Below are 17,268 nucleotides of genomic sequence, written 5' to 3'. Positions count from 1 at the left end.
AGCAATGGCTAGAAAGTATTTTGGAACAGATGGAATTCGTGGTCGCGTAGGTGAGTATCCCATTACGCCTGACTTTATGTTGAAGTTGGGATGGGCTGCGGGCATTGCGTTTCGTAGTCAGGGTATCTGTCGTGTCTTAGTGGGTAAGGATACGCGTAACTCTGGTTATATGTTCGAATCTGCACTTGAGGCCGGCCTTTCAGCCGCTGGCGCAGATGTCATGCTTTTAGGGCCGATGCCAACGCCAGGTATCGCTTATCTTACGCGTACATTCCAGGCTAATGCCGGCATTGTTATCAGTGCCTCCCATAACCCGTTCTACGATAACGGGATCAAGTTCTTTTCCGGGTTGGGCACTAAGTTGCCTGATGAGGTAGAGCTGATGATTGAGGAGTTACTGGATCAGCCGATGACTGTTGTGGAGTCTGCTCGCATCGGTAAAGTGTCTCGTATCAATGATGCCGCAGGGCGCTATATAGAGTTCTGCAAAAGTAGTGTGCCAGCGGGTACCAGTTTTGCTGGTATGCGGATCGTAGTCGACTGTGCTCACGGTGCGACTTACAAGATTGCCCCAAGTGTCTTCCGTGAGCTGGGTGCTCAGGTTAGTGTTATCGGTGCTCAGCCAGATGGTCTCAATATCAACAAAAATTGCGGCTCTACTCATTTAGGCGAGCTGCAGAAGGCTGTGCGGGATCAGCATGCTGACCTTGGTATTGCCTTTGATGGCGATGGTGATCGTGTGTTGATGGTTGATCATACAGGCGCAATCGTTGATGGGGACGAGCTCTTGTTCCTGATTGCGAAGGATCTCAAGGGCCGCAATCGCCTTGATGGTGGGGTCGTGGGTACTCAGATGAGCAATCTGGGGTTGGAGCTTGGTCTGGCTGAGTTGGGAATTCCATTTGCCAGGGCCAAGGTCGGCGACCGCTATGTCATGGCTGAGCTCTTGTCCAAGAAATGGACGCTAGGTGGCGAGAGTTCTGGTCACATTGTATGTTGCCAGTACACCACAACGGGCGATGCCATTATTTCCGCTTTGCAGGTTTTGATGGCATTGAGGCGCGCTGGGCAAACATTGGCAGAGGCGCGTAAGGGCCTCAAAAAGTATCCTCAAGTGCTTATCAATGTGCGCTACTCCGGAGATGTAGATCCCTTAGCCCATCCTGACGTACAAAAAGCATGTACAGAGGTGACCGAGCAAATGGCGGGTAAAGGGCGTGTTTTACTGCGTAAGTCGGGAACAGAACCGCTTGTTCGAGTAATGGTTGAAGGCAGCGACGAACGCCAGGTTCACAAGCATGCAGAAGCCTTGGCTAAGCTGGTAAGTGAGGTATGTGCTTGATTTGGCTTGTCAAAGCAAAAAAACTTAGATAATATCTGCGCCCACTTCGCTCACTGAGGCATTAGCATGCGCAAGCCTTTGGTCGCTGGTAACTGGAAAATGCACGGAACACGTGCAGATGTAGCCGAGCTGATAGAAGGGTTGAGTAAGCTCGCCTTGTCTGATGAAGTTGAGATGGTAGTGTTTCCGCCATTTCTGTTTATTGATCAGGTAGAGGTAGGCCTTGCGGATAGTAGTATAGGCCTCGGCGCGCAAGATTGTGCCGTGCAGCCTGAGCAAGGTGCGCTCACTGGTGAGATATCAGCTTCTCAGTTACGCGATGTGGGCTGTGAATATGTCCTTGTAGGGCATTCCGAGCGTCGTTTGATCTTGCTAGAAGATGACGATACGGTTGCAAAAAAGTTTGCTTCAGCCCAAAAGATGGGTATAGTGCCGGTCCTTTGTGTTGGTGAGACTCGAGAGCAGCGAGAAGCTGGTAAGACCTTTGACGTTGTTAAAGGGCAGCTCAAGTCTGTAATAGATGTGCTGGGTGTCGAGGCTTTTGAGTCTGCGGTTGTAGCCTATGAGCCTGTATGGGCGATAGGTACAGGATTGACAGCAACTCCTGATGAGGCTCAGGCGGTGCATCAGGAATTGCGACAGTTTATCCGCTCTTATAGCAGTGTTGTGGCTGATAAAGTTCGGCTGCTATACGGTGGAAGTGTAAAGGGCGGTAATGCTGCCGAATTGTTCGGTATGCCTGATATCGATGGTGGGCTTGTAGGTGGAGCCTCCCTAAATGCGAATGAATTTGGCGTGATTTATCACGCTGCTGGAAGTAAATGATGTTAGAAACTCTAGTTGTTGTCGTGCATCTGCTAATGGCGCTGGGACTGGTTATCCTAGTTCTTCTTCAGCAGGGTAAAGGTGCGGACGCTGGTGCTTCTTTTGGTGCAGGTGCTTCGGGTACTGTTTTTGGAAGCCAAGGTTCTGCTACCTTTTTGAGTCGTTTTACTGCTATACTGGCGGCGGTTTTTTTTGCTACTAGTTTAGGTTTGGCTTATTTCGCTAAGGAAAAAGCCAACGCGTTGCAGGAAGTGGGACTTCCTAAGCCTGCAGCCATGCAGCAGGCGCCTGAAGTTCAGAAGCCTGCGGCAAATGATGATGTTCCTATGTCACAGCAGAAACCTTCGACATCCTCAGAAGGTGATGTTCCGGGAAATCAGAAATAGTAAGAAGTTTTTGCCGAAGTGGTGGAATTGGTAGACACGCTATCTTGAGGGGGTAGTGGCCAACGGCTGTATGGGTTCGAGTCCCATCTTCGGCACCATATTTAGACGCTGAAAATAGTGTCGTGAGCGTAAGTAGATTGACCTGAAAGAGACTCTTTCTTATACTTTCGCTCCAGCTTTGACGCGGGGTGGAGCAGTCTGGTAGCTCGTCGGGCTCATAACCCGAAGGTCGTAGGTTCAAATCCTGCCCCCGCAACCAGTCAACAAAGGCCCCTTTATAGGGGCTTTTTGTTAGCTGAACAATCAGGTCGTGCGTTCTTGCAGCGACCACAAGGGATGGGCGTTATCGCCCATTTTTTATTTGCACAGCATGCGTGAGGCAACCAGGTGTCGAGCAAGCTAGAACAGTTGCAAGCCATGCTGGCCCCCGTCATCGAAGCGCTTGGCTATGAATGCTGGGGCATCGAGTACATTTCCCAGGGCCGGCATTCTCTGCTAAGGGTCTATATCGATCATTCAAACGGAATTCTGGTTGAGGACTGTGAAAAAGTCAGTCGTCAAGTTAGCGGGATTTTAGACGTAGAAGATCCTATTCCGGGCGAATACACCTTGGAGGTTTCATCTCCAGGTATGGATAGACCTTTATTCACTCTTGAGCAATTCAACGCTTTTGTCGGTGAGCAAGTAAAAATAAGGCTTCGTTCGCCTTATGAAGGCCGCCGCAATTTTCAAGGCCTTTTGCGCGGTGTGGAAGAACAGGATGTCGTGGTTCAGGTTGATGACCATGAATATCTGCTTCCCGTCGAGATGATCGATAAGGCTAATGTCATTCCCCGATTTGAATAAGGCGCAAATCCGCGGATCCCAAAGGATTGCGACAGGCGAGGCGTACGATGAGTAAAGAAGTTCTACTGGTAGTGGAATCGGTTTCCAATGAAAAAGGTGTTCCGCCCGGTGTCATTTTCGAGGCATTGGAGCTAGCCCTGGCCACTGCCACAAAGAAACGCTACGAAGAAGATGTAGAGCTGCGTGTGGCTATTAATCGCCACAACGGTAGTTATGAAACGTTTCGCTGCTGGACAGTTGTCAAAGATGAAGACTTTGATAATCCAGCAGCAAACCTGACGCTCGATGAGGCTCAGGAAATCAATCCAGATGCCAAAATTGGCGATCTGATTGAAGAAAAGATCGAATCCATAGAGTTCGGCCGCATTGCGGCTCAAACAGCCAAGCAAGTTATTGTCCAGAAAGTGCGTGAAGCTGAGCGTGCTCAGATTGTTGATGCTTACCGCGAAAAAGTGGGTGAGATCATTTCTGGTACAGTCAAAAAAGTTACGCGAGACAATGTAATCGTCGACTTGGGCAACAATGCAGAAGCCTTACTGGCTCGTGATCAGATCATCCCACGGGAAAACTTCCGTGTTGGCGTTCGGGTTCGTGCACTGCTCAAGGAAATCCGTACGGAAAATCGTGGCCCTCAGCTAATCCTGTCGCGCACAGCGCCTGAAATGTTGATTGAGCTGTTCCGGATTGAAGTACCGGAAATATCTGAGCAGCTGATTGATGTTATGGCCGCTGCTCGGGATCCAGGCTCGCGTGCCAAAATTGCTGTGCGCTCGAAAGACAAGCGTATCGATCCGCAGGGTGCTTGTATCGGCATGCGGGGATCGCGTGTCCAGGCCGTGTCTGGCGAATTGGGCGGTGAGCGAGTAGACATCGTTTTGTGGGATGACAACCCTGCTCAGTTCGTTATCAATGCCATGGCGCCTGCTGAGGTTGCGTCAATCATTGTTGATGAAGATACCCACACCATGGATATCGCAGTTGCCGCTGATAATTTGGCTCAGGCTATTGGTCGTAGTGGCCAAAACGTTCGCCTTGCAAGTCAATTGACAGGCTGGACGCTGAACGTGATGACCGAAGAGGACATCATGGCCAAGCAGCAGGCAGAGACGGGCGATATTCTTCAGCAGTTTGTAGACGAACTGGACGTAGATGAAGAGTTGGCTCAGGTGTTGGTTGAAGAAGGTTTCACCACGCTCGAAGAAATCGCCTACGTTCCCATGGAGGAAATGCTCAATATTGATGGTTTCGATGAAGACATCGTCAATGAGCTTCGTAATAGGGCTAAGGACCGCCTGTTAACCCGTGCCATCGCGACGGAAGAACAACTGGCTGACAAGAAGCCGGAAGAAGATTTGCTTAGTCTCGAAGGCATGACTGAGGAACTCGCGCTTGAGCTGGCGCAGCGAGGCGTTGCCAATCGCGAAGATCTTGCCGAGCAGTCCATTGATGACCTGCTCGATATTAACGGCATGAATGAAGAGCGTGCCGGCAAGTTGATCATGGCTGCCCGTGCCCATTGGTTTGAGTGAGCGGTGCTGCCTGAGGAGAAGAGTGCATGACGCAAGTCACGGTGAAAGAACTGGCCCAAACGGTCAATACACCGGTTGAACGCCTGCTGCAGCAAATGCGGGAAGCGGGTCTGTCCCATAGCAGTGCAGACCAGGTTGTGACCGACACTGAAAAGCAAAAACTGCTGTCTCATCTGAAAGGAAACACCAAGCTGGACGAACCGCGTAAAATAACGCTCCAGCGCAAGACTCAAACGACATTGAAGGTGTCTGGAAGCAAGACGGTTAATGTCGAAGTCCGTAAAAAGAAGACCTACGTCAAGCAAAGTCCCGATGAGTTGGCGACCGAACAGCAGCGTGAGCTTGAGGCGCAGCGCGAGGCCGAAGAGGCTGCTCGCTTGAAGGCCGAAGAAGAAGCTCACCAGCGAGCAGAAGAAGAGATTCGCTTGAAGGCCGAAGAGGAAGCTCGCCTTAAAGCTGAAGAAGAAGCTCGCCAGCAGGCTGCTGCCAAGGCCGCTCAAGAAGTGGCAGAAGCGGCTGCGAAAGCCGCTACAGAAACCAAGCCCGAGGAAGTAGTGGAAGAAGTGGTTGCAAATAAAGCAGCACCGGCAGCGCCGGCGGTTGCATCTGATGAGCGTAAGCGCGAAGAACCGCGTCGTCCCGTAGCGCCGCCTGTAGCAGGCAAGCGGGATGAGGATGAGCGTCGCGATCGCAAGCATGCACAGCACCGTCCTTCCTTGAAGGAGAAGGATAAGGTTAGTAGTCCGCGCGTTGTTCGTAGCGCCGGCGATGATGAAGATGATGGTTTTGGCGGTCGCCGTGGCGGCCGAAACAAGTCCAAGCTCAAAAAGCGTAACCAGCATGGCTTCCAGAACCCTACAGGGCCGGTTGTTCGTGAAGTCGCTTTAGGCGAAACAATTACTGTTGCCGAGCTGGCCCAGCAGATGTCTGTCAAGGCAGCTGAAGTCATCAAGTTCATGTTTAAGATGGGCTCGCCTGCTACGATCAACCAGGTGCTGGATCGTGAAACCGCTCAGCTGGTTGCTGAGGAGCTTGGTCACAAGGTTAAGCTGGTTAGCGAAAATGCGTTGGAAGAGCAGCTGGCTGAGTCCCTCAAGTTCGAGGGCGAGCAGGTTCACCGTGCGCCGGTGGTTACGGTCATGGGTCACGTTGACCATGGCAAGACTTCCTTGCTGGACTACATCCGTCGCGCCAAGGTTGCAGCAGGCGAAGCGGGTGGCATTACCCAGCATATCGGCGCCTACCATGTAAACACTGATCGTGGCATGGTGACGTTCCTGGATACCCCTGGTCACGCAGCATTTACCGCCATGCGTGCTCGTGGTGCTCAGGCAACCGACATCGTTATTCTGGTTGTCGCTGCCGATGACGGTGTCATGCCACAGACAGAAGAAGCTATCCAGCACGCTAAGGCTGCTGGTGTGCCGATCGTTGTTGCCGTAAACAAGATCGACAAGCCTGATGCAGATCCGGACCGTGTTAAACATGATCTGGCTGGGCGTGATGTCATCCCAGAAGAGTGGGGCGGTGATACTCAGTTTGTTCATGTATCTGCCAAAGCAGGTACTGGCGTTGATGAGCTGTTAGAAGCCATTCTTCTGCAGGCTGAAGTTCTTGAATTGACTGCAACACCTTCGGCTCCAGGTCGTGGTGTAGTAATTGAGTCGCGCCTTGATAAGGGTCGCGGACCGGTTGCTACTGTTCTGGTGCAAAACGGTACTCTGCGTCAGGGTGATATGGCCCTGGTCGGTGTTAACTTCGGTCGTATCCGTGCCATGCTCGATGAGAACGGCAAGCCGATCAAAGAGGCAGGCCCATCCATCCCCGTCGAAATTCTTGGTTTGGATGGCACGCCGGATGCCGGTGATGAGCTGACTGTTCTGACCGATGAGAAAAAAGCGCGTGAAGTTGCCTTGTTCCGTCAGGGTAAGTTCCGTGAGGTCAAGCTGGCACGTGCTCAGGCAGGCAAGCTCGAAAATATTTTCGAAAACATGGGCCAGGACGAGAAAAAGACGCTTAACATCGTTCTCAAGTCCGATGTGCGCGGCTCTCTAGAGGCTCTGCAAAGCTCGCTAAGTGGTCTGGGTAACGATGAAGTTCAGGTGCGTGTTGTTGCTGGTGGTGTAGGGGGTATCACTGAAAGTGATGCGAACCTAGCGCTGGCTTCTAATGCGGTTCTCTTCGGCTTTAACGTTCGTGCCGATGCTGGTGCTCGTAAGATCATTGAGCAGGAAGGTTTGGATCTACGTTATTACAACGTGATCTACGACATTATCGAAGATGTTAAGAAAGCGCTAACGGGTATGCTGGGCAGCGATGTTCGCGAGAACATTCTGGGCATTGCAGAAGTTCGTGACGTCTTCCGCTCGCCGAAGTTTGGCGCTGTTGCAGGCTGTATGGTTGTTGAAGGCATGGTCCATCGCAATCGTCCGATTCGTGTTCTACGTGAAGATATTGTGATCTTTGAAGGTGAACTTGAATCTCTGCGTCGCTTCAAAGATGACGTGGCTGAAGTTCGTGCCGGCATGGAATGCGGTATCGGTGTGAAGAGCTATAACGACGTTAAGGTCGGCGATAAGATCGAAGTTTTCGAGAAGGTCGAAGTAGCACGCTCGCTGTAATTCACGCAAGCGAAAAGCCAGGAGCTGGAAGTTGCCGCAAGGCAGCTTCCAGCTTCGTCTTTTTAACAGCACCTGGCTTTAAGAGAGAGCGAAGATGGCTAAAGAATACACTCGTACTCAGCGCATCGGTGATCAGATGCAGCGTGAGTTAGCGCTTTTGATTCAGCGGGAAATTAAAGATCCTCGTCTGGGCCTGGTAACGATTACTGACGTCAATGTGGCGCGTGATCTTTCCCACGCCAAAGTATTTATTACTGTTTTGGGTAAAGATTCGTCTGAGGATATTGCCCAGAATTTAGGGATTCTGAATGAAGCCTCTGGCTTTTTGCGTCAGCAGTTAGGACGCGCAATGAAGCTTAGGACGATCCCGCAATTGCGCTTTCATTATGATGAGAGCATCCGTCGCGGAGCGGAACTGTCTGCGTTGATCGAGCGTGCAGTATCTGAAGATCGTCGTCACGAGGATGGAGAGTAAGCGTGGCGCAAGTGAAACGAATCCGTCGATCGGTTAACGGTATTCTGGTACTCGACAAGCCGCGAGGCCTGACCTCTAATGCGGCCCTGCAGAAGGTACGCTGGTTGCTTAATGCTGAAAAAGCGGGGCATACCGGTAGCCTTGATCCATTGGCAACAGGTGTTTTGCCGTTGTGCTTTGGTGAGGCAACAAAGTTCTCCCAGTATCTGCTTGATGCGGATAAAGGGTATGAAACGGTCATGCAGCTAGGTGTCACTACAACGACAGGTGATGCCGAGGGTGAAATCGTTGACCGTCGAGAGGTGAACCTTGACGCCTCGGCTGTAGAAGCAGCCCTGCCAGTGTTTCGAGGTGATATCCTACAGGTCCCGCCTATGTATTCGGCGCTGAAGCGAGACGGTCAGCCGCTCTATAAGCTGGCTCGTGCAGGCGAGGTGGTGGAGCGTGAACCGCGTTCTGTTACTATTAGCCGTCTCGAGCTGCTGGCGCTGACAACGGATCGCGCTACACTCGATGTGCACTGTAGCAAGGGCACCTACATTCGGTCCCTGGTCGAAGACTTAGGCCAGACGCTTGGTTGCGGAGCTCATGTAGCGGAACTACGCAGAACCCAGGCAGGCCCCTTCGCTCTGGCTCAGTCTGTAAGCCTTGAGATGCTTGAAAAAGCGCACGAAGAAGGTGGTGCAGAAGCGTTGGATGCCTTCCTGCTCCCGGTTGATAGTGGTCTGGAGCACTGGCCGCTGCTACAACTGACCGAGCACACAGCCTACTATTGGTTGCATGGTCAGCCAGTGCGAGCGGCGAACGCGCCCAAATTTGGCTGGATGCGAGTACAGGATAATGAAGGTCGCTTCATCGGTATCGGTGAGGTGACTGACGACGGGCGTATTGCGCCGCGTCGTTTGGTTCGGTCGTAAGACTGATATGAGGGTGGCTGTTAACAGGCATGGTCATTCCTCTTCTCTGAACACGGGGGTAGTTCCCTCGGCCTGTTATATCTAGGAGCCCTATCATGGCACTTAGCGTTGAAGAAAAAGCCCAGATCGTTAGCGACTACAAGCGCGGCGAAGGCGATACCGGTTCTCCGGAAGTGCAGGTTGCTCTGCTGTCTGCCAATATCGACAAGCTGCAGGGTCACTTCAAGGCCAACAGCAAGGACCACCACAGCCGTCGTGGTCTGATCCGTATGGTTAACCAGCGTCGTAAGCTGCTGGACTACCTGAAGGCCAAGGACACTACTCGTTACAGTGACCTGATCAGCCGTCTGGGCCTGCGTCGTTGATCACGATGCAAGCTGGACGCTAGTCGCTTAAAAGCTGGGGGTCGGCTATGCCGGTTTCCAGCTTTTTTGCTTCATGCGTCCCCTGAGATCGCGCCGGGTCCGATACCCTGCCGCTCTCAAGATTTCCCCAAGGGCAATACAAGAAGGAAATACTGTGAATCCAGTAATCAAGACATTCAAATTCGGTCAGCAGACCGTAACCCTGGAGACGGGCCGTATTGCGCGTCAGGCCAGTGGTGCAGTACTTGTCAGTACTGAAGACGTTAGCGTCCTGGTCACTGTTGTGGGCGCCAAGTCTCCAGCAGAAGGCCGTGACTTCTTCCCGCTGTCTGTCCACTATCAGGAAAAGACGTATGCGGCAGGTCGTATCCCCGGTGGCTATTTCAAGCGTGAAGGTCGTCCAAGCGAAAAGGAAACATTGACCTCCCGCCTGATCGATCGCCCGATTCGTCCTCTATTCCCCGAAGGCTTCATGAACGAAGTACAGGTTGTCTGTACTGTAGTTTCTACCAACAAGAAGTCTGATCCGGATATTGCTGCCATGATCGGTACGTCTGCCGCTCTGGCTATTTCCGGCATTCCGTTCGCAGGCCCGATTGGTGCTGCACGCGTAGGGTTCCACCCAGAGCTGGGCTATATCATCAACCCAAGCTATGAGCAGCTTCAGAGTTCCAGCCTGGACATGGTTGTTGCAGGTACCTCTGACGCGGTTCTAATGGTTGAGTCCGAAGCGGACGAGCTGACTGAAGACCAGATGCTGGGCGCTGTACTGTTTGCCCATGAAGAGTTCCAGGTTGTCATCGAGGCAATCAAGGCATTTGCTGCTGAAGCAGGCAAGCCTACGTGGGACTGGCAAGCGCCGGTCGAGAACACAGCTTTGGTTAACCAGCTGCGTGCCGAATTTGGTGAGGCAATCTCTCAGGCTTATACCATTACCATCAAGCAGGACCGTTATGCGGCTCTGGGTGAGCTGCGCGATCAGGCTGTGGCCAAGTTTGCGGGTGAGGAAGAAGGTCAGTACAGTGCTGCCGAAGTCAAGGAAATTTTTGGCCTGTTGGAATATCGCACTGTACGCGAGAACATCGTAAGCGGTAAGCCGCGTATCGATGGTCGTGATACCCGTACTGTTCGTCCGCTGAATATTGAGGTGGGTGTTCTGCCCAAGACTCACGGTTCCGCACTGTTTACCCGTGGTGAAACTCAGGCACTGGTAGCGACTACCCTGGGTACTGCGCGTGACGCTCAGATCCTCGACATGCTGGAAGGCGAGCGCCGTGACACCTTTATGCTGCACTACAACTTTCCGCCTTTCTCGGTCGGTGAATGCGGACGTATGGGTAGCCCAGGCCGCCGTGAAATCGGTCATGGCCGTCTGGCACGCCGTGGTGTGCAGGCTATGCTGCCTTCTCAGGAAGAGTTCCCCTACAGCATTCGTGTTGTTTCAGAGATCACTGAGTCAAACGGCTCAAGCTCCATGGCTTCTGTCTGTGGTGCCTCTTTAGCATTGATGGATGCTGGTGTTCCAGTTCGCGCTCCGGTTGCTGGCGTTGCGATGGGCCTGGTAAAGGAAGGCGACAGATTTGCTGTTCTGACCGATATTCTAGGTGATGAAGATCACCTCGGCGATATGGACTTCAAGGTAGCCGGTACTGACAAGGGCGTTACCGCTCTGCAGATGGACATCAAGATCAACGGTATTACCGAAGAGATCATGGAAGTCGCTCTGGCTCAGGCTCTGGAGGCTCGCCTCAACATCCTGTCCCAGATGAATCAGGTAATCGCCAAGCCGCGTGCAGAGCTGTCTGCCAATGCACCGACCATGATTGCCATGAAGATCGAGCCGGACAAGATCCGCGACGTCATCGGTAAAGGCGGCGCTGTTATTCGTGGAATCTGTGAAGAAACCAAGGCGTCGATCGACATCGAAGATGATGGCAGCGTCAAGATTTACGGCGAAACCCGTGAAGCTGCCGAGGCCGCCAAACAGCGCGTTCTGGGTATTACTGCAGAAGCTGAAATCGGCAAGATTTACGTTGGTAAGGTCGAGCGCATTGTCGATTTCGGTGCGTTCGTAAATATCCTGCCTGGCAAAGATGGTCTGGTACACATTTCCCAGATCAGCGATCAGCGCATCGAGAAGGTTTCCGATGTACTGAAAGAAGGACAGGAAGTGAAGGTATTGGTATTGGACGTGGATAACCGCGGCCGTATCAAGCTCTCTATCAAGGATGTCGCAGCAGCTGAAGCTTCTGGCGCCTGATAGTTAGTAAGTTGAAAGCCCAGCCTTGGCTGGGCTTTTTTATGTCCGTTGTTCATGCAACTTGCATGTATTGCATGAACGATTTATTGCAATGTGCAACGGTTTATTAAAAAGCCAAATTATTAACTTATTGATATTTAATGATTTTTTTGTGAAGCCGAGTTGGCATGCTGATTGCGATCATGATTAGTGCTAGCGCCAGGATACGGCGTACACTCAAAACAGGAGTCACACCATGAAGAAGACTTTCAGCCATTTCGCTCTTGCCGCCGCCGCTGTTACCGCTCTAAGCATGCCGCTTGCCGGAGGTGCGTTTGCTGCCACAAACCATCAAACGATGACGTTGGCCGCTAATGACAACGTGGAGAAGGCAGAGGAAACAGTTTCCGACACATGGATCACTGGAAAGGTGAAATCTTCTTTCCTTGCTGATGATCATATCAAAGGGACCGATATCAAGGTCGAGACCAACAAAGGTGTAGTCTCCCTTTCAGGTACCGTTGCGACAGACGCTCAGCGTGAGCTGGCTGTTGAGAAAGCAAAAAATATCAAAGGCGTTAAAGCCGTATCGGCTGATGGCTTGAAATCGGCCGAGTAATCTAAAGTGGCGGGCTTGAAGCCCGCCACTTTTAGTATCTGTGAGGTAAGTGCCATGTCTGGAAAAGCAGATGCCTTTGTGGATCTGATTGAAGTTTCTCGTAATGGCAGAACATTCTACGAGTCAGCGATCAATGCAGTGAGCAGTCCCCAGCTCAAAGCGTTGTTCTCTGAGATGGCTCAGATGAAAGCGGGTCTGGTTATCCTGTTAAGTAGCCAGACATCCTTGCATGGCAGGCAGCCTGCTAATGACAGTCTTTTTGTAAGCTCTTTCAAAGTGCTTTATGAACAGACCAGAGCTGCTCTGGCAGAAGCGGGGGATACCACCTATATTCAAGTGTTAGAGGAGTCTGAGGACCAGCTTCTCCACCTGTTGGAACAGGCCATACACGATATGCCGGAACTGGAAGCCAAGCCGCTGGTTCAGGAGCAGCTACAAAAAGCCAAGCTGTGCCATGATCACCTTTTAGAGCTCAAGCTTCGCCTTAACGTGGCCTAATTACTGGCCGCGCTTGCTTTCAATCTTGAACAGCCGGTCGCCGCGAAACGTCAAATAGTGATACATGCCGTTCCATGGGCCATACACCCATTCTTCGACTTTAACGTCGCTGCGTCTTCTGTAACTGTCTACAACCTCAATGTAACCCAGGTTAGCACGGCTGCCGGGCCTTCCACATTTACGGTAAATTTCGCTGATATGGTCATCTGTATTGACCAGCTGACTACCGCATCGTAAGGACTCGGCATGAGCAGGCCACACTATGGTAGAGAGGATGAGCAGTACAGAGACTCGAAGAGCATTAAAGGGCATGAACAGGCTCTAATCACGTGTGAATTCGATGCTGACAAGCCGGTTGGCTTCAAATGTCAAAATGTAGGTTCCACCATTCCAGGGACCGTAAACCCATTCTTCCCGTGTCGATTCCCTACGACCATAGTCACCCTGCGTGTAGCCTATAAAATCTCGATGCGCAGGTTCGCCGCATTTCTGTTGTACCTCAAACGTACGGTCGCCCCGGTTAACCAAGTTACTGCCGCAGCGGAGCGTGTCACCTAGCGCCACCGAGGCGGAGAGCGCTAGTAATAGGGCTATGGCGGTTGTGGTGTATCTCATCTGCTGTCCTAGCTACTGCCAAGATGAAGTTGTGCCGCGATACGCCCATTATTGCCTTGCTGGCTTGTATTGACATCAATTAAATAAATACGGCCTTCCTCAAGCCCGGTCTTTTCTACGAGGTATTGCTTGATGTTTTGAGCACGCGCCTGTGCCAGTCGTCGCAGAAGCAGATCACTCGTTTTCCATGAATCAAGAATGGCAGCACTCAGACGCTGCTGCCGCTCGGTATCGCTCAGGTGTGTCCACTCGGCAGGCGGCTGTTGTTTAAGGCGGGTACGGTAAATCCCTTCTAGCAAGGCAGGTCGCATATCTTCCGGTACGGCAAGCTGGGTGGCATCTGCGGGAACCTTGTCGCCTCGCCGCTGCAGCAAATTGTAGTACTGTGTCTGGAATTCGCGCTCCAAGCGCTGCGCAGAAAGTGAAGGGCCGTCGATCTCAACCGCGCTACGGCCTTCTACATCCAGTTGCAGCTGCGGACGCCTTTTTAGCGCCTGGGCCAGCGTATCGAGCGACTGACGCGCCTCACCCGTCAAGTTGACCGAGGCCGCTTCAAAGGGTATCTCGTTGAGATCCGTTTCTGCTCGACCTGCCAAGCCTGCCAGCATCTTGAAGGGCGATTGGACGGCCCTTGCAATAACGTTGCGCATCGTTTGCCAGATGATGGGCGCCACGCTGAAGTTAGGGTCGTTGAGGTTACCCGCGACAGGGAGAGTCAGGTCAATTCTGCCGTGGGAGTCCTTGAGTAGCGCAACCGCAAGCCTGACAGGCAGGTCGACGGCATCAGGGCTGTCAATCCGTTCACCTAGCTCAAGCTGATCCAATACCAGATGGTTTTGAGCATCCAGCTTGCTGTTGTCGATCCGGTAGTTGAGATCCAGGTCCAGGCGCCCTTTGCGGATGGCATAGCCGGCGAATTTTCCGGAATAGGGCGTGAGGGTTGTAAGTTCAACATGACGGAATGCTGCTGTTACGTTGAGTTTGTTGAACGGATCCAGTGGGTTCAGACGACCTTTGATATTGACGGGTGCAAAGCGATCCACCTTGCCGGTCAGGCTTATTTCCGCCGGATCGGAGGCCTTTGTATCCAGCGTGCCGACCTGACCGTTCAGCTCCTGAATAGCCGTTATGAAGCTGGGCGTAAGGCTATAGTCTGCAAAATTGGCCGAGCCGTTAACGACATGAATACCGCCGATGTGCAGGGTTAGCGGAGTGGTGTTGTCAGGTGCTTCGTCTTTGGGTTGAGGAATCAGCAGCTGACGAAAGTTGGTGGTCAGGTCTTCGTTGATAATAAGACGGGCATAGGGGCGCAGCAGGGTAATGTCATCAATGGCGAGACGCTGGCCATGCTCGTAGCTGATACCTTTGAGCGTAAGCGTTTGCCAGCGCAGGAAGTCACGCTGGCGCTGGGTATCTAGAGTATGTAGCTGGGTGAGCTGGGCCTGCCCGGTCACGGACAAGGCAAGAGGCGCTGTATCATGGAGAGAGAGGTTGATGTCGCTTGCCAGCATGCCGCTCCGCACTTCAAGGCGGATATAGGGGGCAATATAGGCTTGGGCCAGACGCAGGTCGATATCATTATTCACGATATGCAGGCGAGCGGTCACAGGACTCAGTGTCAGCTCACCGCTAACCTCAAGCTGCCCATGTAGACCAACTTGAGCGTTGAGGTTGACCGTGGTCGGCATTTGGCCTGCCAGATCAAGGCTGGATAACGCCAGGTTGATGTCCTTTATGTCCAGATCTACAGGTGCTGAAGCGGCCAGGTCTTTTAGATGAAGACGGCCGCCTTGTAGGTCAGTCTTGCCAATGCTGATCTGCCAATTCGGTGTGTCGGGTAACGCCTCGGGTTGCTCCGGGAAGGTAAACAACTTGGCCCAATCCAGCTGACCGTCCCGATCCCGAGATACCCAGGCCTCCAAGTTTCGGGTCTCGAGCTTTCCCAGATGGATCTGGCGTTTGGTCAGGTCCAGTGTGGCATCGGCAATAGCGAGGTGGTTTAGATGTATCTGTGGCGTGGCATTGACTGCTTTGCTGGAAAACTCATCAAGGCTCAGGCTGGTCTTGGACAGTTGTAGTTGAAAGGTTTTTCCTGTTTCGAGGTGGTACTGAGCATGCCCATTCAACCGACCCTTATCGAGTGAAAGCGGTAGCGCTTCGCTGACGTAGGCCCACCAGGGGGCCAGCGCAGCCTCCTTGAGCTCCAGGGAGCCATTAAGGGTGAAGGGGACCAAGTGGAGCGTTCCTTCGCTTGTGAGTGCCCCATCCTGGCCTGCTTGGGCATTCAGGCTGTAGCGGCCTGGATTTTCTGTGCGGGTGCCGATGTTTTCCAGGGTCAGATCAATGGGGTTGAAACTGACTTCGACGGGCTGTTTGAGCTGTTGATCTCGGTAATGCACTTGGGCCCTCTGAAGGACAAGAGCATCGATGGTCAAGGGAAAGGGTGGCTCGGTTGCATTTGCCGTAGGCTTGTCTTGAGGGTCAGAACTCTCAGGCGTTTTAAACAGCTCGGTAAGATTTAGCGTACCGTCTTTCTCGAGCGTAACGTCGACAAGGGGCTCTTCCAGCTCCAGACGCGCCAGATGTGCTTCCCTTCGCCATAAGCTGTTCAGCTCAAGGTCAGCATAGAGGCGCTTGGCTGCCAAGACGGGGTGTTCGGGAGAGCCAATGCGAAACCCTTTCAGTTCTACTTCAAATGTGAAGGGATTAAGGCTGATCTTATCGATCTGAGCAGGCTGCGTGGTGTAACGCGTCAACTGTTGGTTTGCAACGTGCAACGCAACGCGCGGGAGAATCAGAAAACCAAGCAGGCAATACAGCAGGAGGAGCGACAACACAATGGCGGCGCGTTTCAATGCTTTGGGCATGGCGTCTATCCATCAAGAGTGCTCTCCAGTATCGCACGTGCCGCTGTGGTGCCAACGGCAGCATGCGCAAAGCGTGATCGTTACAACTGTAAAATCAAGGTTTTAAGGGGCGGCTGGCCGTCAAAGGACGGGAAGTCCTCGTCTGGCGCGATAACCTGACAGTCACGTACCGGTCTTCCTTGTTTGCTGGCGCAGCGCAGGACAGACTCGCGCCATTCTGCCATGGAGACTTTGGCCAGGTTGTTACAGCACACCAGGGTGCCGTTTTCGGCAGTAGCCAGAAGCGCTGGTTTGAGCAGGCTTTGATAGTCACGCTGAAGGTCTACCGTTCCAAAGGCACTTTTGGCCCAAGCCGGTGGATCAAGAAATACAAGGTCGAATTGCTTTGGGTCCAGGCGAGGATAACTGGGCAAGCGCTGGCCTCGACGATGAGTGATAGGTAAGCCGGCTAGCTGGCGAATAGCGGGGAAATAGTCCGACTGAACGAACTGCATGGGCGGCAATGAAGGATTGAGAGTACCGTTTTCCTGACCTACAGCCAGATTGCGCGTAGCGAAGTCCAGATTCCAGACCTCCTGCGCTCCACCAGCCGCCGCGCAGAGTCCTACACCGCAAGTATAGGCAAAGAGATTCAGGACTGACTTGTCCTGGCTGTTCTGCTTGACCCAGCCTCGCGCGTTACGCAGGTCAAGAAAGAGTAACGGGTCTTGGCCGGCATGGCGGCCCCGCACACGATAGGTCAAGCCCCATTCGCGAGCGGCGGTGGCCTCCAGTGCATCTGGTTCGGTTGTATGGGCGGTGCTGCTGCGATCAATCCGGGAATTGCCTTGCGACCGGTCGTTATAGACAAGAAATAATTCCTGGCCCAAAAAACGCTGAACCTGCTGATGCAGTGCAAGGATTACCTCATTTTCAACAGGGGCATGAAAGCTCTGAATCAGTAACTGCGGGCCGTACCGGTCGAGTGTAAGTCCTGCTGCTCCCTCCTGTGATCCATGAAACAGTCGATAGCAATCCGTACCCTGGGTATGAAGTCGTGCAAGGAGCGACTCACGGCGGGACAATGCTGTGTCCAGGGCGGAGAAAAGGGTTTGCATGGGCAGGCCTTGAAGCGAAGAGCAATG

16 protein-coding genes and 2 tRNA genes are annotated in these 17,268 nt (G+C 52.7%); 14 read left to right on the top strand and 4 right to left on the bottom strand.

The features are described 5' to 3' along the window. Window positions 1-4: 4 nt before the first annotated feature. From glmM to B3729_RS12735, 14 genes are all read left to right on the top strand, one after another. Window positions 5-1,342: a phosphoglucosamine mutase gene (gene glmM / locus B3729_RS12800; RefSeq protein ID WP_010796805.1), complete on the top strand. Its 1,338-nt coding sequence runs from the start codon at window positions 5-7 to the stop codon at window positions 1,340-1,342. Between the two features lie 66 nt (window positions 1,343-1,408). Beyond that, the gene (gene tpiA, locus B3729_RS12795; protein ID WP_286788087.1) at window positions 1,409-2,167 is read left to right on the top strand and encodes a triose-phosphate isomerase; all 759 of its coding nucleotides are present in this window, start codon (window positions 1,409-1,411) and stop codon (window positions 2,165-2,167) included. Continuing rightward, complete coding sequence (gene secG / locus B3729_RS12790; RefSeq protein ID WP_286788100.1) at window positions 2,167-2,553, top strand: preprotein translocase subunit SecG; 387 nt, start codon at window positions 2,167-2,169, stop codon at window positions 2,551-2,553. The genes tpiA and secG overlap by 1 nt, the downstream gene beginning before the upstream one ends. Window positions 2,554-2,565: 12 nt before the next feature. Continuing rightward, window positions 2,566-2,651, top strand: a tRNA-Leu gene (locus tag B3729_RS12785). 84 nt (window positions 2,652-2,735) lie between these two features. Further along, a tRNA-Met gene (locus B3729_RS12780) sits at window positions 2,736-2,812 on the top strand. A 128-nt stretch (window positions 2,813-2,940) separates the two neighbouring features. Continuing rightward, window positions 2,941-3,399 (top strand): ribosome maturation factor RimP, encoded by a 459-nt coding sequence (gene rimP, locus B3729_RS12775; protein ID WP_010796808.1) that lies wholly within the window; start codon window positions 2,941-2,943, stop codon window positions 3,397-3,399. Window positions 3,400-3,446: 47 nt separating this feature from the next. Continuing rightward, a complete protein-coding gene (gene nusA / locus B3729_RS12770; protein WP_010796809.1) occupies window positions 3,447-4,928 on the top strand; it encodes a transcription termination factor NusA in 1,482 nt (493 codons plus the stop codon). Between the two features lie 26 nt (window positions 4,929-4,954). After that, complete coding sequence (infB, locus tag B3729_RS12765) at window positions 4,955-7,549, top strand: translation initiation factor IF-2 (RefSeq protein ID WP_286788086.1); 2,595 nt, start codon at window positions 4,955-4,957, stop codon at window positions 7,547-7,549. Between the two features lie 94 nt (window positions 7,550-7,643). After that, complete coding sequence (gene rbfA, locus B3729_RS12760; RefSeq protein WP_286788085.1) at window positions 7,644-8,024, top strand: 30S ribosome-binding factor RbfA; 381 nt, start codon at window positions 7,644-7,646, stop codon at window positions 8,022-8,024. Between the two features lie 2 nt (window positions 8,025-8,026). Next, window positions 8,027-8,941, top strand: a complete 915-nt coding sequence (gene truB, locus B3729_RS12755; protein ID WP_286788084.1) for a tRNA pseudouridine(55) synthase TruB — start codon at window positions 8,027-8,029, stop codon at window positions 8,939-8,941. A 95-nt stretch (window positions 8,942-9,036) separates the two neighbouring features. Beyond that, window positions 9,037-9,306, top strand: a complete 270-nt coding sequence (gene rpsO / locus B3729_RS12750) for a 30S ribosomal protein S15 (RefSeq protein WP_074829470.1) — start codon at window positions 9,037-9,039, stop codon at window positions 9,304-9,306. A 154-nt stretch (window positions 9,307-9,460) separates the two neighbouring features. Further along, a complete protein-coding gene (gene pnp / locus B3729_RS12745) occupies window positions 9,461-11,566 on the top strand; it encodes a polyribonucleotide nucleotidyltransferase (protein WP_197873312.1) in 2,106 nt (701 codons plus the stop codon). 235 nt (window positions 11,567-11,801) lie between these two features. Beyond that, window positions 11,802-12,164 (top strand): BON domain-containing protein, encoded by a 363-nt coding sequence (locus B3729_RS12740; protein ID WP_010796815.1) that lies wholly within the window; start codon window positions 11,802-11,804, stop codon window positions 12,162-12,164. Window positions 12,165-12,218: 54 nt separating this feature from the next. Further along, window positions 12,219-12,662, top strand: a complete 444-nt coding sequence (locus tag B3729_RS12735; protein ID WP_010796816.1) for a PA2169 family four-helix-bundle protein — start codon at window positions 12,219-12,221, stop codon at window positions 12,660-12,662. Here the strand turns inward: B3729_RS12735 and B3729_RS12730 are convergent, their stop codons facing one another. From B3729_RS12730 to B3729_RS12715, 4 genes are all read right to left on the bottom strand, one after another. Further along, window positions 12,663-12,974 carry a DUF2845 domain-containing protein gene (locus B3729_RS12730; protein ID WP_010796817.1) on the bottom strand — a complete coding sequence of 104 codons (312 nt, stop codon included), beginning with the start codon at window positions 12,972-12,974 and terminating at the stop codon, window positions 12,663-12,665. 9 nt (window positions 12,975-12,983) lie between these two features. Continuing rightward, window positions 12,984-13,277, bottom strand: a complete 294-nt coding sequence (locus tag B3729_RS12725; RefSeq protein ID WP_019367430.1) for a DUF2845 domain-containing protein — start codon at window positions 13,275-13,277, stop codon at window positions 12,984-12,986. Window positions 13,278-13,285: 8 nt separating this feature from the next. Continuing rightward, window positions 13,286-16,144: a DUF748 domain-containing protein gene (locus B3729_RS12720; protein ID WP_286788083.1), complete on the bottom strand. Its 2,859-nt coding sequence runs from the start codon at window positions 16,142-16,144 to the stop codon at window positions 13,286-13,288. Window positions 16,145-16,224: 80 nt separating this feature from the next. Next, a complete protein-coding gene (locus B3729_RS12715; protein ID WP_286788082.1) occupies window positions 16,225-17,241 on the bottom strand; it encodes a class I SAM-dependent rRNA methyltransferase in 1,017 nt (338 codons plus the stop codon). Between the last annotated feature and the right edge of the window lie 27 nt (window positions 17,242-17,268).

Source organism: Pseudomonas sp. UBA3149, from assembly GCF_002364655.1.
Taxonomy (GTDB): domain Bacteria; phylum Pseudomonadota; class Gammaproteobacteria; order Pseudomonadales; family Pseudomonadaceae; genus Chryseomonas; species Chryseomonas luteola.
Note: the sequence above shows the minus strand (reverse complement) of the source record. Positions and strands in the feature narration are given on the sequence as shown.

Coding starts and splice junctions, on each gene's coding strand:
- B3729_RS12740 (WP_010796815.1), top strand. CDS start 11,802: ATGAAGAAGACTTTCAGCCATTTCGCTCTTGCCGCCGCCGCTGTTACC.
- B3729_RS12725 (WP_019367430.1), bottom strand. CDS start 13,277: ATGAGATACACCACAACCGCCATAGCCCTATTACTAGCGCTCTCCGCC.
- B3729_RS12715 (WP_286788082.1), bottom strand. CDS start 17,241: ATGCAAACCCTTTTCTCCGCCCTGGACACAGCATTGTCCCGCCGTGAG.
- infB (WP_286788086.1), top strand. CDS start 4,955: ATGACGCAAGTCACGGTGAAAGAACTGGCCCAAACGGTCAATACACCG.
- B3729_RS12735 (WP_010796816.1), top strand. CDS start 12,219: ATGTCTGGAAAAGCAGATGCCTTTGTGGATCTGATTGAAGTTTCTCGT.
- rbfA (WP_286788085.1), top strand. CDS start 7,644: ATGGCTAAAGAATACACTCGTACTCAGCGCATCGGTGATCAGATGCAG.
- rpsO (WP_074829470.1), top strand. CDS start 9,037: ATGGCACTTAGCGTTGAAGAAAAAGCCCAGATCGTTAGCGACTACAAG.
- tpiA (WP_286788087.1), top strand. CDS start 1,409: ATGCGCAAGCCTTTGGTCGCTGGTAACTGGAAAATGCACGGAACACGT.
- B3729_RS12720 (WP_286788083.1), bottom strand. CDS start 16,144: ATGCCCAAAGCATTGAAACGCGCCGCCATTGTGTTGTCGCTCCTCCTG.
- glmM (WP_010796805.1), top strand. CDS start 5: ATGGCTAGAAAGTATTTTGGAACAGATGGAATTCGTGGTCGCGTAGGT.
- nusA (WP_010796809.1), top strand. CDS start 3,447: ATGAGTAAAGAAGTTCTACTGGTAGTGGAATCGGTTTCCAATGAAAAA.
- B3729_RS12730 (WP_010796817.1), bottom strand. CDS start 12,974: ATGCCCTTTAATGCTCTTCGAGTCTCTGTACTGCTCATCCTCTCTACC.
- secG (WP_286788100.1), top strand. CDS start 2,167: ATGTTAGAAACTCTAGTTGTTGTCGTGCATCTGCTAATGGCGCTGGGA.